This window comes from Escherichia sp. MOD1-EC5189, assembly GCF_002966045.1.
GTDB classification, from domain to species: Bacteria; Pseudomonadota; Gammaproteobacteria; order Enterobacterales; family Enterobacteriaceae; genus Escherichia; species Escherichia coli_F.
Map to the genome: position 1 here is coordinate 28451 of NZ_PTRX01000033.1, position 20221 is coordinate 48671.

Below are 20221 nucleotides of genomic sequence, written 5' to 3' on the forward strand. Positions count from 1 at the left end.
TCCTTAGACAATGCCGGTGGTGTAGTACACGCCGATGATAAACAGCACGGCCAGACTTTTAATGATCGTAATTGCGAAGATACCGCCGTAAGCCTGACGGTGACTCAGCCCAGTAATTGCCAGCAGAGTGATCACTGCGCCGTTATGGGGCAATGTATCCATGCCGCCACTGGCCATAGATGCCACGCGGTGAAAAACTTCCAGTGGAATATTGGCAGCGTGCGCAGCGGCAATAAAAGTGTCGGACATAGCCGCAAGAGCAATACTCATCCCGCCGGACGCTGAACCGGTAATGCCGGCAAGCGTGGTGATGCTGATGGCTTCGTTGAGTAATGGATCTGGAATGGCAGCCAGCGCCTTTGAGAGCACCAGAAAACCGGGCAGAGCGGCGATAACCGCACCGAAGCCATATTCTGAGGCGGTGTTCATCGCGGCCAGAATTGCGCCACCCACCGCAGTACGGCTTCCTTCTGCCAGTCTTCCATGAATATTGCGATATCCGAAAATCACCACCAGCAAAATTCCGGCAATGAGCGCTGCTTCAACGGCCCAGATAGCGGTGATTTTGGCGACATCTGTAGTGATCGGGGCGGCAAGTCCTGGCAACTCCAGTTGGTGACTCGCACCGTACCAAACAGGGATCCACCAGGTAAACAACAAGTTCAACAGCCCCACCAGAATCAACGGTGAAATCGCAATGAGTGGATTCGGTAAATTGATGTTGTCTGGCGTTTCAGGTTCATTAAGTAACTCTGTGCCGTAACCTTCATTTTTTGCATGCGCTTTACGACGCTGTCGCTCCAGATAGATAAGCCCGACGGCAATGATAAACAGTGAACCAATGAGCCCCAGCCACGGCGCGGCCCAGGCGTTGGTGCCAAAGAAACTGGTGGGAATAATGTTCTGGATTTGAGGTGTGCCGGGCAGAGCGTCCATAGTAAAAGAGAATGCTCCGAGGGCCACCGTTGCCGGTATAAGCCGTTTGGGGATATTACTCTGTCGGAACAATTCAGCCGCGAACGGATAAACGGCAAATGCCACCACAAACAGCGACACGCCGCCATAGGTGAGTAATGCGCATACCAGCACAATCACCGGAATCGCATGCCGCCGCCCGAGAATGTTGATTGCAGCAGCGACAATCGAACGAGAAAATCCTGAAAGCTCAATCAGTTTTCCGAACACGGCCCCGAGCAGAAACACCGGGAAGTACAATTTCACGAAGCCGACCATTTTTTCCATGAACAGACCGGTAAATGCTGGGCCAACAGCCCCCGGATCGGTGACAAGAACAGCGCCTAATGCCGCGATGGGGGCAAAAAGGATAACGCTGTATCCGCGATAGGCTGCCAGCATTAGCAGCCCAAGCGCGGCAAGGGCGATTAATACACTCATCGGGACTCCTCAATATCGTTGTTATAGTGGGTACAGCGAGAGAAGTTAGGGTTTCAGGGCGAAGCGAAGCTGATGTTCCCGACGCTGCTGGATGTACTGCTTCCGCGATTCATCCCAGCGGTAAAATCCCTGACCGCTACGTACGCCGATGTCTCCACGTTCCACTTTTTCGGCAACTAATGACATCATGTCGCTGCCAGTCGCCAGTTCAGGGAGAAGATGGCGACAAATATCCTGCACCGTCGAAAGTCCGGTCATGTCGGCGGCCTCCAGCGGGCCGAACATGGCATAACGTCGCCCAAGCGAGGCGCGCATGACCTGATCGACTACTTCGGCACTGGCGATGCCGCTTTTTACGATATGCAGGGCTTCACGCAACAGTGCAAATTGCAGACGGTTGCCGACAAATCCTGGCGCAGCGCGATCCAGCAACACAGCTTCCAGTTGCAGTGACACAAGCAAGTGTTGCAGCCAGTGCAAATGCTTTGGCTCGGTAACGCTGCCGGGGACAATCTCTACAAGTGGAATGAAGTGCGGCGGATGCCAGAAATGGGCGATCAGCAGTCGTTGCGGGTGGCGCATCTTCGCTGCCAGATCATCGGGCGGCAGACCGCTGGTATTGCTGGCGACAATGGCCTCAGGAGAAATAAGTGTTTCAAGCTCGGCATATAATGCGTGTTTTAGTTCAAGCCGCTCCGGGATCGCCTCAATCAGTAGTTGCGAGTCGGCGATGTCAACAAGAGAGGTCGTGCCGTGAAGGCGTTTAAGCACATTCTCTTTTCCCGAGGCAGTAAACTGTTCGCAGCTAATCAGTTCATCAAGAATCCCGCCTGCAACTACGGGGATTTCAGCAATCCGGCTCTGCTCGGTATCGTACAGCCAGATATCATGACCAAAGCGGGCGAAATGAGTGGCAATCCCCACGCCCATCAATCCGGCGCCCAGTACCGCAAATTGTTCAGTTTGCATGGTGTTCTCCTGTGGTTCTTTCCAGCGTCAGCGCCACGCCCTGACCGCCACCGACGCACAGCGTCGCCAGCCCTTTTTGCGCATTACGTCGCGCCATTTCATAAATGAGAGTGACCAGAATGCGGCAACCAGAAGCGCCAATAGGATGCCCAAGTGCGATTGCGCCGCCGTTAACATTCACTTTGTCGTTATCCCAGTTCAGTTCGTCGCCAACGGCCAGCGCCTGCGCTGCGAAAGCTTCGTTTGCTTCAATAAGATCAATATCTTCCAGCGTCCATCCGCAACGCTTAAGACATTCGCGGGTAGCGACGACCGGACCGATGCCCATAAAGGCAGGATCGACGCCAGAAACGGCATAACCGGCCACCCGAGCCAGCACAGAGAGGCCAAGTTCGGCAGCTTTGCTGGCGCGCATTAACATGACTGCGGCGGCACCATCATTGATGGAAGAGGCATTTCCCGCGGTGACGCTTCCTGCCCCCGGAAGAAAGGCCGGTTTCAGTTGCGCCAGTTTTTCCAGTTGCGTCCCGGAACGTGGTTGTTCGTCGGTATTTACCCAGCGTGGTGGTTTTTTACCTTGTGGTACGCTGACCGGAGTAATTTCGTCTGCAAAGCGCCAGGCTTCCATTGCGGCAGCGGCTTTTTGCTGAGAACGTAGCGCGAATGTGTCCTGGCGCTCGCGACTGATGGCATATTTTTGCGCCAGGTTTTCTGCAGTAATGCCCATGTGGTAATCATTGAAAGCATCCCATAGTCCGTCATGAACCACGCTGTCTTTCATGCTGGTATGCCCGAGGCGTAAACCTGCCCGCGCGCCATCAATAAAATAGGGCGCGTTGCTCATGCTTTCCTGGCCACCTGCGATAATGATCTGTGCATCACCACAGCGGATCGCCTGCACGGCCTGGTGTACGGCTTTCAAACCGGAACCACATACCAGGTTGATGGTAACGGCGGGTGTATCGTGGCTTAACCCGGCTTTGAGCGCCGATTGCCGTGCTGGGTTTTGTCCGCTTCCGGCAGTCAGGACCTGACCAAAAATCACTTCATCGATCTGTTCTGCTGCAAGTGCGGTTTTCTCCAGCAATGAACGGATGGTGGCAGCGCCGAGATCAACCGCAGAAAGTGGTGCGAGAGCGCCATGAAAACAGCCAATCGGCGTGCGCGTAGCGGCAACAATAACAACGTCCTGCATGGTGATTCCTCAGTTGAATTGCATTTCCGGGACATGTTCCGGCACAAACAACTTACCGGCGGTTTTGGCGACGATTTCCGCAACGCTGATTCCCGGCGCGCGCTCGCGCAGAATGAAAGCGCCGTCAGCAATTTCCAGCAGAGCAAGGTCGGTTAAGACGCGTTTGATGCAGCCGACGCCAGTCAATGGCAGGGTACAGTCGGGAAGCAGTTTGGATTCGCCGGATTTGGAGGCGTGGGTCATTACCACAATAATATTCTCGGCACCGGCAACCAGATCCATGGCACCGCCCATGCCTTTAACCATCTTGCCGGGGATCATCCATGAGGCAATGTTGCCATTCACATCCACTTCAAATGCGCCAAGCACAGTCAGATCCACATGGCCGCCACGGATCATGGCGAAAGATTGCGCCGAATCGAAAATTGCCGCGCCTTTCCGTGCGGTAACGGTTTGTTTACCGGCGTTAATCATGTCGGCGTCCAGTTCATCTTCCGTAGGAAATGCGCCCATTCCCAGCAAACCGTTTTCTGACTGCAACATCACATCCATCCCGTCAGGAATGTAGTTTGCCACCAGGGTCGGGATACCAATGCCGAGATTGACGTAATAGCCATCGCGCAATTCGCGGGCGACTCGCATCGCCATTTGTTCACGGGTTAACATGGTCAGGCTCCTTTGCGGCTAAGGGTGCGTTGTTCAATGCGTTTTTCAAATTGCCCCTGAATGACGCGATTAACAAAAATCCCTGGGGTATGGATTGCGGCAGGATCAAGTTCACCAGGCGGCACAATCTCTTCCACTTCCACCACGGTGATTTTTCCGGCAGCCGCCATCAGTGGGTTGAAGTTTTGCGCGGTATGACGATAAATCACGTTGCCGTACCAGTCGGCTTTCCAGCCTTTGACCAGGGCAAAATCACCGGTGATAGCCTGTTCCATTATGTACGGGCGACCGTTGAATTCGCGGACTTCTTTCCCTTCGGCAACGGGTGTACCGTAACCGGTGGCAGTAAAGAACGCCGGGATGCCCGCGCCGCCTGCGCGCAGTTGTTCTGCCAGGGTTCCTTGTGGTGTGAGAATCGCCTCCAGTTCGCCGTTAAGCACCTGTTTTTCAAACAAAGCATTTTCGCCAACATAAGAAGCGATGACTTTACGGATCTGTCGGGTTTCCAGCAGTACACCCAGTCCAAAACCGTCTACGCCACAGTTATTGGAAACCACCGTCAATGCGGTTACTCCACGGTGGCGAACTTCAGCAATCAGATTCTCCGGGATGCCGCACAGGCCAAAACCTCCCGCCAGAATCGTCATCTCATTGGTAAGTCCTTCAAGCGCCTCGTGATACGTAGCGACCCGTTTATCCAGCCCAGCCATACAGTTGCCCTCCAGTTGTCCTTTCCAACATCATTAAGGGCAAAAAATGATTTGTTAATTTTAAATTTGTGACTCATTCATTTGTATTATTTATAAATATAATGTTAATTAAATGTATTCAACAAGTTAACGGAATACCAGATGAAAATGAGCATCAAACAGTTACGCGCGTTTTTAGCGGTAGCTCACACTCTGAACTTTGCCCATGCCAGTGAACGGCTGAATATGTCGCAGCCTGCGCTAAGTCTTGCCATTAAAGGACTGGAAGATGCCTTAGGGGGCGCTTTACTGCTGCGTACTACGCGAAAAGTGACGTTAACCCAGGAGGGGGAAACGCTATTGTCGATGGCACGGCCTTTGCTGGCTGACTGGGATAACACCGAAGAGGCCATGCGTCAGCGATTCACGCTCAGGCGGGGCAAAGTCTCAGTGGCAGCGATGCCGTCATTTGCGGCCAACGTTTTGCCTCCGGTGCTGAAAACCTTCCGCGATTGTTATTCAGGGATTAACGTCACTGTGCACGATGTGGTGAATGAGCTGGTAATCGAAATGGTGAGTGAAGGGCGCGTGGAGATGGGGATTGCCTTTGAACCTGACTATTGCGGCCATTTGCATTTTATCCCGCTGGGCGTGGATCGGTTTGTTGCTATTGTTCCAGCCGATTCCCGACTGGCAAATCGGCAACGCGTGAGCTGGCGGGATTTGCTGACGCTCGATTTTATCACCCTCCAGCGACCGTCAGCCGTCAGGTTGATGCTGGAAGAGGAATTGGCACAAAGTGGAACGCAACTGGAAGTGGCGCTGGAAAGCCATCAACTGGTTACGGTTGGGCGGCTGGTGGCAAACGGTTTGGGGGGCAGCGCTGTGCCTGCACTGTGCCGCAGGCAGATGAGCGAATTGGGCGCAGTGTGTCTGGAACTGGATAATCCGGTGATTGAGCGACGGGTAGGCGTTCTGCGTTCGTCACACCATAAGCTTTCTACTGCGGCGCAAGCGTTGATGGAAACGTTAAAAAAAACCTATGACGCATAACGTTTCCACAGACATGCAATAGCCGGATGCCGCGTCTCTACAGCGCCCGCCAGCACCGGATCTCACGTCCGTCCTCCCTTATTGTTAATGATTGCCGGACTTCACATCCGTGGGTTGCCAGAGGGCAACGTTCACGGAAAAAACAGCCCGGCGGCAACGTGCGGTTTCCTGGTAGTTCCGTTTTACGCAATGCCCATTCTTCCTCCAGCGGTTTATCAATGGCGGGGAGGGAATCCAGCAATAATCTGGTGTATGGATGTGCCGGAGCTGTCAGCACCTGTTGCGCGTCTCCTAGTTCAACAATCTGTCCGAGATACATCACCGCCACCCGATCGCTCATATGACGTATCACCGAGACATTGTGTGAAATCAGCACATAAGTCAGCTCGCGATTTTCCTGTAGCGTTACCAGTAAATTGAGGATCTGCGCCTGCACGGAGATATCCAGCGCCGAGGTTGGTTCATCAAGCACAATCAGGTCAGGCTGCGAAGAGAGTGCTCTGGCAATGGCGATACGTTGCCGCTGCCCGCCTGAGAACGCATGAGGCAAGCGGTCGAGATACTTCGGACGAATACCCACCTGCACAGCCAGCTCCTCTGCCAACGCTCGCCGCTGTTGTTCACTACTACGCTTAGCAATCCAGAGCGGTTCCGTGATGATGCGCCACACCGGTAAGCGCGGATTAAGCGAAGAGAGCGGGTCCTGAAACACCATCTGCATAATGCGTTGTGATCCTGAACGGATGTACTGCCCGTGGCTCGGTTGCAGCATACCCATTAAAAGCTGTGCGAGGGTGCTTTTGCCGCAGCCTGACTCACCGACGATCCCTAAGGTTTCACCACGACGGATCTGTAAATCAATACCATTGATGGCATGAACATGTTCCGTAGTTTTACCAAGCCAGTTTTTTCGGGCCGGGAAATTGATATGGACGTCGCGTAACGTTAATAACGTGTCAGACACTAATGACCTCCTGCTGAGGATACCAACAGGCGCAGCGGTGGTTGTTGTCACCACACGCTGTCAGCGCCGGGACGTTTTCACACTGTGTACCTGCCGCATAGCAACGATCGCGAAAAGCGCAGCCGTCAGGCAAATGGGTGAGGTTTGGTACCGTCCCTGGAATGGCGGGTAATGGCTGGCGTGGTATTCCATGTTCCGGTGCGCATTGCAGCAAACCAATGGTATACGGATGCCGGGGATGATGGATAACGTCTGCCGTCATACCGCTCTCGATCACGCTTCCGGCATACATCACGTAAACGCTATCGCACAGTTGCGACACCACGGCCATATCATGGCTGATGAACAGTACCGCAGTTCCACTGGCGCGGGCTTTATGTTTAAGCAGACGCAGTACCTGCAACTGTACCGTGACGTCCAGCGCCGTAGTCGGTTCGTCGGCAATAATCAATTGCGGCTCGCAGGAGAATGCCAGCGCAATCATTACCCGCTGGCGCATACCACCTGAAAGCTCAAACGGATAGCGCGACATAACTTCCACGGCATCCGGGATTTGCATCTCTTCCAGCAGGGCAATCGCTTTAGCTCTGGCTTCCCGACGACTTATTGGTTGATGATGGCGGATCACGTCCATCATCTGAAGACCTATTCGACGTGTCGGATTTAGGGCGGTCATCGGTTCCTGAAAGATCATCGCCACTCGTGCGCCGCGCCACTGACGAAGCTGTTTTTCCCGAGCGTTAAGAGCATCTTCTCCCAGCAGTGAAATATGTCCCCGATGTACGCAATAACTGCCCGTCGGTAACAGACGCATAATCAACATTGCAGTGACTGATTTACCCGAGCCGGATTCTCCCACCAGACCGACAATTTCACCGCGGTTGATTTTCAATGACACATTGTTGAGCGCGTGAACGTCGCCGTTAAAACCGGAGAAACTCAAATGCAGTTGTTGAATGTCCAGAACGGGTTGGGTCATGACTGCTTTCCTCCTGCTTTCGGGTCAAGCAGATCGCGAATACCATCACCAAAGAGATTGAACCCGACGGCGGTAAGCAAAATCGCTGCCCCCGGAAATGCGCAATACCACCATTGATCGAGCACATAGTTGCGACCATTCGCCACCATCGCCCCCCATTCAGCACTCGGTTGTTGAGCACCCAGGCCAATAAATCCCAACGTGGCGGCCATTAAAATCGCGCTACCAATATCCAGCGATGCCTGCACAATCAGCGGCGGCAGGGAGTTACGTAAAATATGCCAGTTGATCAGATGCCAGCGTGACGCACCAAAGGTTTTCGCCGCCTGAACGTAAGTGTACTGGCGGACAACTAATGTTTGCCCCCGCGCCAGGCGCACATAAAACGGGATTCGCACGATAGCAATCGCCAGCATGGCGTTAAACAAACTCGGTCCAAGTGCGGCAGCCAGCGCCATTGTCAGCACCAGCGAAGGAATCGACAGCATAATGTCCATGATGCGCATGATGATCGCGTCTGCGCGTCCGCCAAGCACACCGGATAGACACCCGAGTAGCGAACCCATCATACCCGCAATGGCGACCACCACTAATCCGGCGAGAATTGATTGCTGACTGCCGACCAGTACGCGGCTAAACAGATCGCGTCCCACTTCATCGGTGCCAAACCAGTGCGCCGCAGAAGGCGGCAAAAGGCGGGCAGTTAAATCAATGGCGTTGGGATCATGCGTCGCCAGCCACGGTGAAAAAATCATCATCAGTAGCATTAATACAATGATGACTGCGCCGGTCACGGTGAGCGGACTGCCTTTCAGCATCCATACCAGTTTTGCACCGTTAAATCGCGTTTGTTTTGGTGGGCGTACGACGGACGTTTCCTCGCTTAGCATCATTCATCACCTCCACGTCCGATACGCGGATCAATCCACAAATAGAGCAAATCCACCACCAGGTTGACCAGCACATAAGCAAATGAAACCACGACGGCAAAGCCCATCACTGCCGGGAAGTCGAGCGCCTGTATTGATGTTACTACCCATGCACCCATTCCGGGCCAGGCAAAAACGGTTTCGGTAAGCACTGCGCCATACAACAAATCGCCCAGCGCCAGCCCCAATACGGTAATCGAGGGGATCAACGCATTGGGTAGCGCATAACATAAAACGATATACCAGCCGGGCAAGCCGCTGGCCCGGGCGGTACGAATGTAGTCTTCACTCAATTGTTCCAGCATAGCTGAGCGGATCTGGCGAGCGACAATCCCCAGGTGAACGAACGCCAGCGTTAATGCCGGTAAGATGAGATGTTGCAGCGCATTGAAGAAGACTTCACCGTTGCCTTCAAGCAGCGCATCGAGCAGATAAAAGCCGGTAACGTGCGTTGGTGGATCCAGCCAGTCATCAAGCCTTCCGCCGCCGGGAAGAATTTGCAGATGACCATAAAACAGCACAATGACGCCCAGCCCAAGCCAGAACGCAGGCGTGGAGATTCCGGTAATGGCCATTATTCGCACCAGATGATCCAGCCAGCGATTTCGCCAGACTGCAGAGAGTATGCCCAGCGGGATACCAACCAGGAGTGCCAGCAGCAGGGCGCAAAATGCCAGTTCCAGCGTCGCCGGGAAAAATATGCGCAACTCTTCCAGCACCGGACGCCCGGTACGAATGGATGTTCCCAGGTCACCCTGAAACAGGTCGCTGACGTAGCGGTAAAACTGTACGTACAGTGGCTGGTCCAGTCCCAGTTGCTGGCGAATATTATCCACGATAGCATCGCTGGCGCGGTCACCCGCCAGTAACCGCGCCGGATCGCCGGGGATCAGGTGCGAGATAATAAACGTAATCACGCAGACGCCCGCCACCACGAGCACCAGCCCCCAGCAGCGTTGGCGTAAAATACTCCAGAAGGTCACGTTATTTACTCATGGTATTGATATTGAAGACCTGTTCCAGCATGGGATTGAACACAAAGCCTTTCACCTCTTTGTTCATCGCCAGTTGGTAGTTTTTCTGGAACAGATACACATAAGCAGCGTCATCAATGACGATTTTCTGTGCCTGCTGGTAGTCCCGGGTACGCTGCGTCTGGTCGGTGGTCGCTAGCGCATTGCGCAGTAGCTTATCGACCTCACTGTTTTCATAGAACGAGCGGTTACCCGGCAGACCTTTTTTGTCTGACTCAAACCAGTAATTCATAAACATATACGGGTCGGCAAAATCCGGACTCCAGTTGCCAATCGCGATGTCGTAATCACCTTTACCCACTCTGTCGCGCATGGTGGCGTTCGCCAGCTTTTCCAGCTTCACATTGATGCCCAGCTTGTTGAGGCTGGATTGTGTTGCCAGAGCAATAGGTTCCCAGTTTGGGTCGTTATCGGAGTAGAGAAACGTCAGGCTGGTGGGTTTGCTCGTCACTTTATCCCATTCGGCTTTGGCTTTCGTTTCATCATGGTTGTATTGCATTGCCGTCGCATCGTATCCCCACATGCCTTCCGGAATCGGGCCGCGCATTTGTTTTCCGTTACCACTCAGAATGCCGTTAACCATACCCTGATAATCGGTAGACCAGGAAATGGCCCGACGCAGATCCGCCTGATTAAGTGGCGCTTTGCTGTTATTGAGATACAGATAGGTGACGCGCAGTGACGGATACTCTGCCACGTTGACTTTGTTTTCCTGCTTCAGGGCGTTGAGTTGATCCACCGGCAGCGCATCGGCAATGTCAATGTCGCCACGGGAGAGCTGCAGGCGACGGGAGGCACTTTCACCGATAATTTTTACCGATACCCGTTTGAAGTTCGGTTTATTGCCGGGGTAATGCGGATTTGGCACCAGAACTAATTGCTGACCTTTTTGCCAGCTTTTCAGCATAAACGGTCCGGAGCCAGCGGTATTTTGCGCGAGGAAACCACGGGCATCATCGGCCGCATGTTCTTTTAAGACCGCCGGATTGATAATGGATGCACCGTCGTTCGCCAGCGTGTAGAGGAACGGTGCGAATGGCTGGCTAAGGGTAAACCTCACCGTATGTTCGTCGGGAGCATCAATCTTTAAATCTTTGGGAAATGCTTCTGCTGGCCCCTGACCGATTTTTAGTAACCGCTCAAAAGAGAGTTTTACTGCTTCGGCAGTGACGGGTGTGCCATCGGCAAATTTAGCATTGTCCTTCAGGGTGAACGTCCACTCTTTTTGATCGTCAGACGCTTTCCAGCTACTCGCCAGATCGCCTTCAACGTCTGTTGAGCCTTTATCACCGTCCGTTTTGTACTGAACCAGTCGCTGATAAGACGGGTAGGTCACTGTCCAGTCGTTATTATCAATTGTTACCGCCGGGTCGAGGGTTTGTGGGTCGGCAGCTTTACCGATCACCAGCATATCTTTCGGTACGGCGGCGTGCGCAACCGGCATTGTTGTGGCAAGGACGATCGCGAGCAATGTAGGACGAAACGAAATCGATCTCTTCATGACAGTTTCCTGATTAACTGGCGTGCTGTGTGCCAGGGGATATAAAACAGGTGAATTGATCAGCGAGTAGTGGGTAACTCGCTGCCTGGGGTAATTCGAAGTGCCACCATTCGCTCGGGATACCGACAAAGCCACCGCCAGTCATAATCGCATTCAGCAACAGGCGATTGCGCTGAGCGGCGGGCGGGACGGAAGGATGGTAAGCATGGGAACGTTCGTGCATTTCATCGAACTCTGCGCCCATATCGAGGATGTTCCCGTGCTCATCACGAAGCGTCAGGTCGATCGCCGTGCCACGGCTGTGATTAGAACCGACCGTCACATCAACAACATATTGCGGGTCTGGGCAGGTTTGCCACAACATCGCCTGTGCTTGTTGTGGGCGATACGCATCGTAAATCACCAGTTGTAAGCCTGACAGCTGGGCGATACTGATACTTTTCGCCAGCGCGGTAATCGCATCCTTGTGTAACAGACAACGCGCTTGCTGATAAATAGCTTTACCTGTGATGTTATCAGCGCAGGCGTATTTCAATTCGATCTCCAGATCAGGGAAGATCACGGCTAAATCAACCAGTTCGGCGGTATCTGACATAAACGGTTCCTGTATAAGACAAAAATTGCTGCGCTTTCCGCTTATGCAGATCTCATGCCATGCCGGGATAAGCGCCAGAATGCTGGCTTAAAGTTATATTTTTTAACTTTTGATCAACATTTGTGCAGCGTAGTGCAGTTTTGGTGCAAGAGGGGAAGTTAAGGAAGGAATCTCCCGGAATCGTAGCTGAAATCACAGTATTTAAGTGACAGTGTCACGTTAAATGAAAACCCGCGAGTGCGGGCGAGAGGGATTTGTCAGATTTTCAGCGGTAACACGCTACTCATCCAGCCTGGAATTTCTTCGGCGGGCAGGGGGCGGGAAAAGAAATATCCCTGAATAACGCGACAGTGAATCTTGCGTAGCATCTCAAATTGCTCTTTGGTTTCGACGCCTTCCGCTACGACGGTTAAATTGAGGCTTTGCCCAATGCTGGTAATAGCTTCAAGTAAGGCAAGGATGCGTTTTTCAGTCAGACAACGATCAACAAAACTTTTGTCAATTTTGATTTCCGTTACCGGAAGACTGACTAAGCGGGATAATCCGGAAAAGCCCGTGCCAAAATCATCTACCGATAAACCCACGCCCATATCGCGCAGGATCTGGATGCGCTTAAAAATTTCCGTATCGTGTTCCATCATCATGCTTTCGGTGATTTCCACCGTTAGCTGGTGGCCGTCAATGCCCCAGACTTGCATTGCATCAGACACCTGATTAGGCAGCTGATTACTGCGGAAGTGCAGCGCAGACAAGTTAACGGATAACGCTGGAATATGAATATTCTGGCTACGCCATTCTGCTAACTGACGGCAAGCTTCCGCGATGACCCAGCGCCCAATATTTTCGATTTCGCCAATCTCTTCTGCGAGAGGAATAAACCGTGAAGGGGGCACATGACCATGCAGAGGATCGTGCCAGCGAGCAAGGGCTTCGATACCATACAGTTCACCCGTTTCTGCGAAGATTTGCGGTTGGTAAACCAGTTTCAGTTGGTTATTGCTAATCGCTTCTTTCAGCGCTGCGCCTAATATCAATCGTTCTTTCACCATTTCGTTCATCACCGGGCTAAAGAACTGCCAGCCGTTACCGCCATTCTTGCGAATATAATCCATCGCGTTATGGGCAGTGGAGAGCAGGTAATCGCGGTTTTTACCCACGTCGTAGCTGATGCCAATGCTCAAGGTGAGCGGGAATGGTTTATCGTCAATCATTATCGGTTTGCTGACCACATTCCGTAGCTCATCGGCGATTTGGGTAATGTTACTGACGTCGTTTTCCAGGCTCACGAGGACAAACTGCGTACCTTCGATACGACAGAGATATTGATCCGGTTTGAGTTTTTCACGAAAGCGATTGACCACTTCCAGCAATGCCTGATCGGCCCACGCATAGCCAAGGCTATCAATCACATCCTGAATATGGTCAACACCGATGAGATACACCACCGGAGAGACGGCTTTGTCGACCAGGTCATCGAGGTAATTGTGCAGGTTATTGCGATTTGGTAGACCGGTCATCGGATCAAATTGGATGAGTTGTTCAATATGCTGACGGCTTTTTTCCTGTTCCAGCGCCAGCGCGGCCATATGCTGGCTGATATCTGCCACGCGTTCGATAAAGGCGCTGGTTTCTGCTCCTGACGAGGTTTTAATTTGCAGGATCCCCGCCGGTGCGCCATCACGCTGACGAATGGTCGCTGACCAGCTTTGCGCATTTTGAACTTCTGTACCGTGCGAAGATGACGCCCAGTGTATCGGCATCCCGTTGCGCAGCGCGAACAGCGAAACATGCGATTCGTTGAGAACAGATTCGATGTTACGACAAATGATTTCCCCCATTTCATGAAATGGCGGGCTGCTGCACATGGCGGCGAGAATATTGCCTTCAAGCTGGCGGATTTGCCGTTCTTCGGTGATATCCGAGAAAGTCATTACCAGGTTCTGCAGATGCGCGAGCACATCATAGACCGGGCTGATAGAGGCTTTAATCCAGATTTTTTCACCGGTGCGCGTCAACAGCAGAAATTCGTCCTGATCGCGGGCGGTTTTCCATAGCAACTGTTGTAAACGAATGCGGTTATCAGCAGGGAATTCTGGAATGTTCAGGAGTGTATCGGGCTGCATACCGCTGGCTTCGCTAATGCAGTAACCAAACATTTCGGTAAATGCGCGATTGCACTGCACAATATGGCGTTCCGGATCGAGGACAATCACCGGTCGGTCGAGATGGTCAACAGCAATAATCAATTGTCGGGTCTGTTCTTTTTGCGCCATTTCTACGCTGGCATCCCGTACCAGCGCCAGGTAATAAATTTTACCCTCGGCGCTCACTTTCGATAGCGCAAAACGGGTCCAGATTTTACTGCCGTCTTTTTTCTCCAGCTGCAGCTCCCGACTCATCCCCTCGACGCGCGCTTTACCGCCTTCACGGTTGTGACGGATATATTCAGGATGCGCAGGACGCAAATCCCGCGGAATCAGCATATCAATGTTATTGCCAATGACTTCTTCACGTTTGTATCCCCAGAGCTTCTCTGCGGCGGGGTTGAAAAACATCACTTCATCATTTTCGTTAATTAACACCGCGCCCATCATATTTTGCTCAAGGGCGGGGAAAAAAATGCCATCGGCGGCATTATCCGCATCGGTTAGCTTCATGATTACCTCTGCATCCTGGCGCATCTAAAGACTGGCTTTCCAGAGTTCAACACGGTTTCTACCTCGTCTTTTGGCGATATACAGAGCTTCATCGGCTATTTGAATGAGGCGCTCATAGTCAGGATGACCATTAAACATAGCTGCGCCGATGGAAAGTGAGAGGGCAATATCTTCGCCGTTTGCGGCTTTCAGTTTGGTTTTCTCCACCCGACTGCGAATACGTTCTGCGGTACGTAACGTTTCGTTTTCAGAAGCTTCAGTCAGGACAATGATAAATTCATCTCCCCCGTAACGAAAAACATAATCACTACTGCGGACGTTGTCGTAAAAGGCCTGAGAAACTTTACGCAAAATTTCATCACCGGTGTTATGGCCCCACGTATCGTTGATCTCTTTGAATTTATCAACGTCAATAATCAGCACTGACAGGGGGGTTCCGGTCCGGTTGGCATGGGCAATTTCGCGTTTAAAGATGGTCGGCAGGAAGCGGCGGTTAAGTAATTTTGTCAGTACATCCATACCCACTTCGTGGCGAGATACTTCTTCAAATAATTCACGCAGCAAGGTAATAATTTGCGATACGGTATTTCTTATCTGTAATAAAAATCTCACCCGCAGAGTTTTGTTGCTCAAATTTTTTGCATTACGTATGGTTTGATTAAAAATACCGTCGAAATCCTGAATCAGGCGGGAGATATGACCCACTTCGGCAATGCCGCTAAAATAATGTCGACCTTTATGGTTAAACCACAGGCCAAAATCAGCCTGGCTTAAAGGCAAACTACTGCCTAAATCAGAATCCAGCAGAACTTTATAGATAATGTCAATTTCCCATGAAAGGATTGAGGCTATTTGCCGTTCTTTTTCTTCTTCGGCGTTTTCCAGTAACGAGAAGATACGATAGTTTTCATCTTCTTTTGAGGCACTACTGTCACTAAAGGTAAACGCGCGGGTCATGACTTCCATCGCGATATCAATACTGTTAATCGAGAAATGGTAGACCTGAAGTTTTTCTGCGGCAGAATAATCCGAAGAGAAAATCACCGGATAGAGGATTTTTTTCAGCACCCGAAACCCCATCTCGACAATTTCTACTGGAATGCCGATGCGGGCATGCACTTCTGCGACGGTATGCTGGATTTGTATTAGCCTTTCAACATCGTCAACCTGGGCAGAAAGCACATTAATAATCCAGCGTTCCATCGCACTTTTCAGCTGCCGCTCAACTTGTTCATTACTCAAGAATTCTTCTGCATGCGGGTCAATACGGACAATCCGATAAAACTCAATGCTCAGGTAATGGGCATGCGCAACGGCAATTTCCGCGGCTTTGGCACGAATGAGCGGATCTGCCTGTTCGACAAGTCCGGTCCACTCATCTTTCATTCTTTTAAAATACATCTCCATAATTCACACCCTTATAAGGCTGAGAAAGCAGACGGAATCAAAAACGAAACGCAACGTGCGAGATCGACTAACTGCACATATTCTCCTGAAATATGAAGATATACTGAAAACAAATAAGCGACTTAGGACAGTTTCAATCTACGCTACTGTTCTTCAGAAGAGTATAGCCCATCGTAATTATTTTTCGGAAACAGCGAATACCGTAGGGTTTTCATATTCATACATTTTTATTAGGGGTTTTATGGCTATTAAACTAAGAGTGGTTAATTGCGTGGTTAATTTGGCTTAAATAAGCATGATTATTAGTGGGATATTTCAAGAGGATAACAAGCCGGTGAGTAAAGCACCGGCCATGTTACAAGTTTAACTGCCCCAACGACTTTGCAAATAGCTGACCGCTTGTTGAGTCTGAGGTTTGTTCAGATAGTCCTCACGGAACAAGATTGTGCCGCTGATTTCTGGTACAGCATCGTTAAGATCGAGCTGCTTTTTCAGTTCCGGTACGCCACCGTTAATCATCCAGTCTGGTTCTATCTTTGAAGGTTCACCCACTTTATAGAAAGCGATACCGATATACAGGCGGGTCTTAGTTGGTTTTACGACATCCGCCCACCATTTTGCCAACACGTCATAACGCGCGGCACTCCGCGAGAATGGCCAGTAAATTTGGGGGGCAATGTAATCCAGCAATCCTTGTTCCACCCATCGGCGCGTGTCAGCGTAGGATTCGTCATAGGCTGCCGCGCCTCGGGTATCGGAACCGAGCGGATCGTGTGATCGGTTACGCCACACGCCTGCCGGGCTAACGCCAAATTCGACTTCCGGCTTAATGCTTTTAATGGTGTGCGAAACCTTCGCAATTAACTGCTGGGTATTGTTGCGCCGCCAGTCTGCTTTTGACGCAAATGCGCCTCCGTATTTGCGGTACGTCTCGTTATCATTTAACCGTGAGCCCGGCGACTCAGTATAGAAATAGTCGTCAAACTGCACGCCATCTACCGGATAGCGGGAAACCACTTCCGCGACTATTGATGTGATCCAGTCCTGAACCTCAGGAATACCAGGGTCGAGGACAAAGCGATCGCCGGACGTTCTGATCCAGTCGCGGTGTTGCACATAGACGCTCGCTGGTTGTTGAGACAGAGTGCTATTCAGTTCCCTGATAGTACCGGGCTTCGTATTAACCGATACGCGATAGGGGTTAAACCAGGCGTGTACTTTCATCCCTCGCTTATGGGCTTCGTCGAGCATAAATTGCAGCGGATCGTAACCTGGATTTTCACCAATCTTTCCGGTCATAAGATCGGACCACGGCAAAATTTTCGATGGCCACAGGGCGGTACCGTCCGGCTTGACCTGGAAAAAGACCGTGTTTATGCCGAGACGTTGCAGATGATCCAGTTTGTCGATCATCGCCTGTTGTTGTATACGTGCCCGGCTGGTGGGGTTACTAATGTTAACCGAGGAAACCGGTGGCCAGTCGAGGCGAGACACTGTGGCCAGCCAGATGCCACGCATCGGTTGTGACGATTGTTGCGTCGTAGCTGGTGGCTTCGAACCTGTTGGTGGTGTCACCATTGACTCTGGGGGCGTGCTTTTGCAACTACACAGTGAAAGTGCCAGTGCAACCAGTACCGCTGGTCTTCTAATCGCTAATTTCTCGTTTCGGGAGCAGATATCCATATATGCTGGTTTCCGGTAAACAGATGTGCGCTCATTCTCGTACTTATCCCGGTTAAGTCAATACGACAGCGAGCACGAAAAAGGGAGCGATGAATTATCGCTCCCTTGTCTTATAACCATTCAGACATGGTTAGTGTTTCTTGTCATTCATCACAATATAGTGTGGTGAACGTGCACGCGGGTGCAGGAAGAAGTGACCTTTTGGTGCGTTCTTACTGTTGATTGGCTCCAGAGTGACGTCGGTATTCGCTTTGCCTTTACGATCATGAACAGCATAGAGAATAAAGGGCAGGGCAAGTACCACCAGGAAACTAACGACCAGTAATTCAACATACATATCGGTAGAGTCACCCTGGATGTTATCCGGCGGCAGGAAGGAAACAATAAACGCCATAATTGAAGTCAGCAGACCGACAATTGCCACGACCAGTTTCACCCCTTTACCACCAGGGATATTAAATGTGCGTTTTAAGTCAGGATGTTTAAGCACTAACACAATGTAGCCAATAAACAGCATGAAATAAGCACACAGATAAATCACCACCGTCAGCGCCAGGGCAATCAGGAAGGACATATTGTTACCGCCACCGGTATTGGTGAGGATGATCAACGCGATAGTAGTAATCACCAGCTGCGAAATAACCAGCGTTACCGGTACGCCATTTTTGTTCATTTTAGCGAACGCCGCTGGCAGCAGGTTTTTCTGCGCGGTGACATACATCCCGCGAGAAGGGCCAACAATCCAGGAAGCGATTTCCGCCAGAACACCCAGCAACAGCAGTGCGGAGATCACGCGAACCGTCCACTCAATTTCCGGTGCCACATGTGACATCAGAACGGTAAAGGTTTGCATTACCCCTGCGGAGAGGTTGATTTCATTACCCGGAATAACCATCGCAATAGACAAGCCGCCAACAGAGCTTAAGCAGATTGCCGCCACCATCAGCAGTAACATCGCCAGCGGATAATCGCGACCGGGGTTGCGCATTTCATTGACGTGGGTTGCGGAAGCTTCTACCCCCATATAACTCAAAATGAAGGCAACAAACACAACCAGGGTGCCGACTTTAGAGAAATCAGGGAAGAAGGTTTTCGCATCCATTTCGATAGCAACGGGAGCACCGGAGTGCAGATAAATAGCCGCTAATGCGATCAAAATAAATGCAGGTAACAGGATACCGGCGAAGAAGCCAACTTTAGCAATTCGCGCCGTGTATTTCGTGCCACCAAACTGTGTTAATGCCAGCGCCCAAAGAATGATGAGTGCTGCAATAGTTTTGGTAATGGGGTCTTCATTCAACGCTGGCCATTTCAAAATGTAGGAGAGTGCCCCTAACACGAAATAGAGCATTGGAATAAAACCGATGGCGATTTGCAGATAGCCAAATGAGATCGCTGCAAACCCCCATCTCGGCCCCAGAGTATTTGATACCCAGGCGAAGACGCCACCTTCTTCCCAGCCGTCGACGGTAGCCATTTCCGCAGCACAAAGTCCCACGGGAATAAACCATAAAATCCCGCCTAATAGCAGGAAGAAGACTAATGAAAAGCCCGATGTTGCGAAAGTAGGGTATTCATAAACAGCCATTACCATCGATGCCGTTATGGCAAAAAATCCGAGTAATGTGAGCTGCTTAGCTTTACCTGTCTGTACTGATGTAGCCATATTATCCCCCTAAAACGGTATTCCTGTCGGAACCGCACCTGTTTTGTTCTGAAGCGTATTCAGAACAATATTTTCCGTTGCTAATGCCAGTGAACAGACTTTGGAAATTGTCCCGAAACGGGTTCGTTTCGGGACACCGTTACCGTTAAACGTTATCAGGTGTGTTTAAAGCTGTTCTGCTGGGCAATACCCTGCAGTTTCGGGTGGTCGCTGAGATATTTCAGGGAGGCTTTGTAGTCTTCCAGCAACAGTTCAGCAAAGTCCATTTCGAAGCCGCGACGACACATAATACGCATCACCACGATGTCGGTGGCTTCACCGCCGAGAGTGAAGGCCGGAACCTGCCAGCCGCGCAGACGCAGACGTTCAGAGAGGTCATACAGGGTGTATCCCGGATCTTCACCATCTTTCAGTTTGAAGCAAACCGCCGGGATGCCTTCGTCCGGGCGACCCGTACAGATGAACTCATACGGCCCCAGTTTGGCGATTTCATCCGCCAGATAAGCGGCAACCTGGTAGGAAGCGTTCTGTACTTTGGTATAGCCTTCACGACCGAGGCGCAGGAATTCATAGTATTGTGCAATCACCTGACCCGCCGGGCGGGAGAAGTTGATGGCGAAAGTACCAATCTGACCGCCGAGGTAGTCAACGTTGAACACCAGTTCCTGCGGCAGCGCTTCTTCATCACGCCAGATAACCCAGCCGCAGCCCAGCGGAGCCAGACCGAATTTATGGCCTGAAGCACTGATCGATTTCACACGTGGCAGGCGGAAGTCCCAGACGATATCCGGGGCGACGAACGGTGCCAGGAAGCCACCGCTGGCGGCGTCGATGTGCAT

At 51.5% G+C, this 20221-nt stretch carries 17 protein-coding genes; 1 reads left to right on the forward strand and 16 read right to left on the reverse strand.

The features are described 5' to 3' along the window. Positions 1–3 precede the first annotated feature (3 nt). The 5 genes from ATB02_RS21640 to ATB02_RS21660 are packed head-to-tail and all read right to left on the reverse strand — an operon-like array spanning position 4 to position 4935. On the reverse strand, positions 4–1395 hold the full coding sequence (locus tag ATB02_RS21640; protein WP_000114547.1) for a GntP family permease: 1392 nt from the start codon (positions 1393–1395) through the stop codon (positions 4–6). A gap of 45 nt (positions 1396–1440) precedes the next feature. After that, positions 1441–2364, reverse strand: a complete 924-nt coding sequence (locus ATB02_RS21645) for a 3-hydroxyacyl-CoA dehydrogenase family protein (RefSeq protein WP_105272214.1) — start codon at positions 2362–2364, stop codon at positions 1441–1443. After that, complete coding sequence (locus tag ATB02_RS21650; protein WP_001154416.1) at positions 2354–3559, reverse strand: acetyl-CoA C-acetyltransferase; 1206 nt, start codon at positions 3557–3559, stop codon at positions 2354–2356. The genes ATB02_RS21645 and ATB02_RS21650 overlap by 11 nt, the downstream gene beginning before the upstream one ends. Positions 3560–3568: 9 nt before the next feature. Continuing rightward, on the reverse strand, positions 3569–4225 hold the full coding sequence (locus ATB02_RS21655; protein WP_000957780.1) for a CoA transferase subunit B: 657 nt from the start codon (positions 4223–4225) through the stop codon (positions 3569–3571). Positions 4226–4227: 2 nt separating this feature from the next. Continuing rightward, a complete protein-coding gene (locus ATB02_RS21660; RefSeq protein ID WP_000907685.1) occupies positions 4228–4935 on the reverse strand; it encodes a CoA transferase subunit A in 708 nt (235 codons plus the stop codon). A 141-nt stretch (positions 4936–5076) separates the two neighbouring features. Between ATB02_RS21660 and ATB02_RS21665 the strand changes: the two genes are divergently transcribed. Further along, entirely contained in the window at positions 5077–5967 is an 891-nt protein-coding gene (locus ATB02_RS21665) for a LysR family transcriptional regulator (RefSeq protein ID WP_000784067.1), read from the forward strand. Between the two features lie 37 nt (positions 5968–6004). Here the strand turns inward: ATB02_RS21665 and ATB02_RS21670 are convergent, their stop codons facing one another. The 11 genes from ATB02_RS21670 to ATB02_RS21720 form a co-directional block, all read right to left on the reverse strand. Next, on the reverse strand, positions 6005–6931 hold the full coding sequence (locus ATB02_RS21670; protein ID WP_105272215.1) for an oligopeptide/dipeptide ABC transporter ATP-binding protein: 927 nt from the start codon (positions 6929–6931) through the stop codon (positions 6005–6007). Next, the gene (locus ATB02_RS21675; protein ID WP_032184224.1) at positions 6924–7910 is read right to left on the reverse strand and encodes an ABC transporter ATP-binding protein; all 987 of its coding nucleotides are present in this window, start codon (positions 7908–7910) and stop codon (positions 6924–6926) included. The genes ATB02_RS21670 and ATB02_RS21675 overlap by 8 nt, the downstream gene beginning before the upstream one ends. After that, positions 7907–8803: a D,D-dipeptide ABC transporter permease gene (gene ddpC / locus ATB02_RS21680; RefSeq protein WP_032184225.1), complete on the reverse strand. Its 897-nt coding sequence runs from the start codon at positions 8801–8803 to the stop codon at positions 7907–7909. Before ddpC ends, ATB02_RS21675 begins: the two co-directional genes overlap by 4 nt. Further along, on the reverse strand, positions 8800–9822 hold the full coding sequence (locus ATB02_RS21685) for an ABC transporter permease (RefSeq protein ID WP_000145093.1): 1023 nt from the start codon (positions 9820–9822) through the stop codon (positions 8800–8802). Before ATB02_RS21685 ends, ddpC begins: the two co-directional genes overlap by 4 nt. A 1-nt stretch (position 9823) precedes the next feature. Next, positions 9824–11374: an ABC transporter substrate-binding protein gene (locus ATB02_RS21690; RefSeq protein WP_000830536.1), complete on the reverse strand. Its 1551-nt coding sequence runs from the start codon at positions 11372–11374 to the stop codon at positions 9824–9826. Positions 11375–11387: 13 nt separating this feature from the next. Further along, positions 11388–11969 (reverse strand): D-alanyl-D-alanine dipeptidase, encoded by a 582-nt coding sequence (gene ddpX, locus ATB02_RS21695; protein WP_105272216.1) that lies wholly within the window; start codon positions 11967–11969, stop codon positions 11388–11390. 257 nt (positions 11970–12226) lie between these two features. Next, on the reverse strand, positions 12227–14626 hold the full coding sequence (gene dosP / locus ATB02_RS21700) for an oxygen-sensing cyclic-di-GMP phosphodiesterase DosP (RefSeq protein WP_024211995.1): 2400 nt from the start codon (positions 14624–14626) through the stop codon (positions 12227–12229). 24 nt (positions 14627–14650) lie between these two features. After that, positions 14651–16033 carry a diguanylate cyclase DosC gene (dosC, locus tag ATB02_RS21705; protein ID WP_105272217.1) on the reverse strand — a complete coding sequence of 461 codons (1383 nt, stop codon included), beginning with the start codon at positions 16031–16033 and terminating at the stop codon, positions 14651–14653. A 363-nt stretch (positions 16034–16396) separates the two neighbouring features. Further along, positions 16397–17716: a family 10 glycosylhydrolase gene (locus ATB02_RS21710; RefSeq protein ID WP_105272218.1), complete on the reverse strand. Its 1320-nt coding sequence runs from the start codon at positions 17714–17716 to the stop codon at positions 16397–16399. 130 nt (positions 17717–17846) lie between these two features. Continuing rightward, on the reverse strand, positions 17847–19382 hold the full coding sequence (gene gadC / locus ATB02_RS21715) for an acid resistance gamma-aminobutyrate antiporter GadC (protein ID WP_105272219.1): 1536 nt from the start codon (positions 19380–19382) through the stop codon (positions 17847–17849). 155 nt (positions 19383–19537) lie between these two features. Beyond that, on the reverse strand, positions 19538–20221 hold a 684-nt coding region (locus ATB02_RS21720; RefSeq protein WP_001477102.1), incomplete at its 5' end, for a pyridoxal-dependent decarboxylase.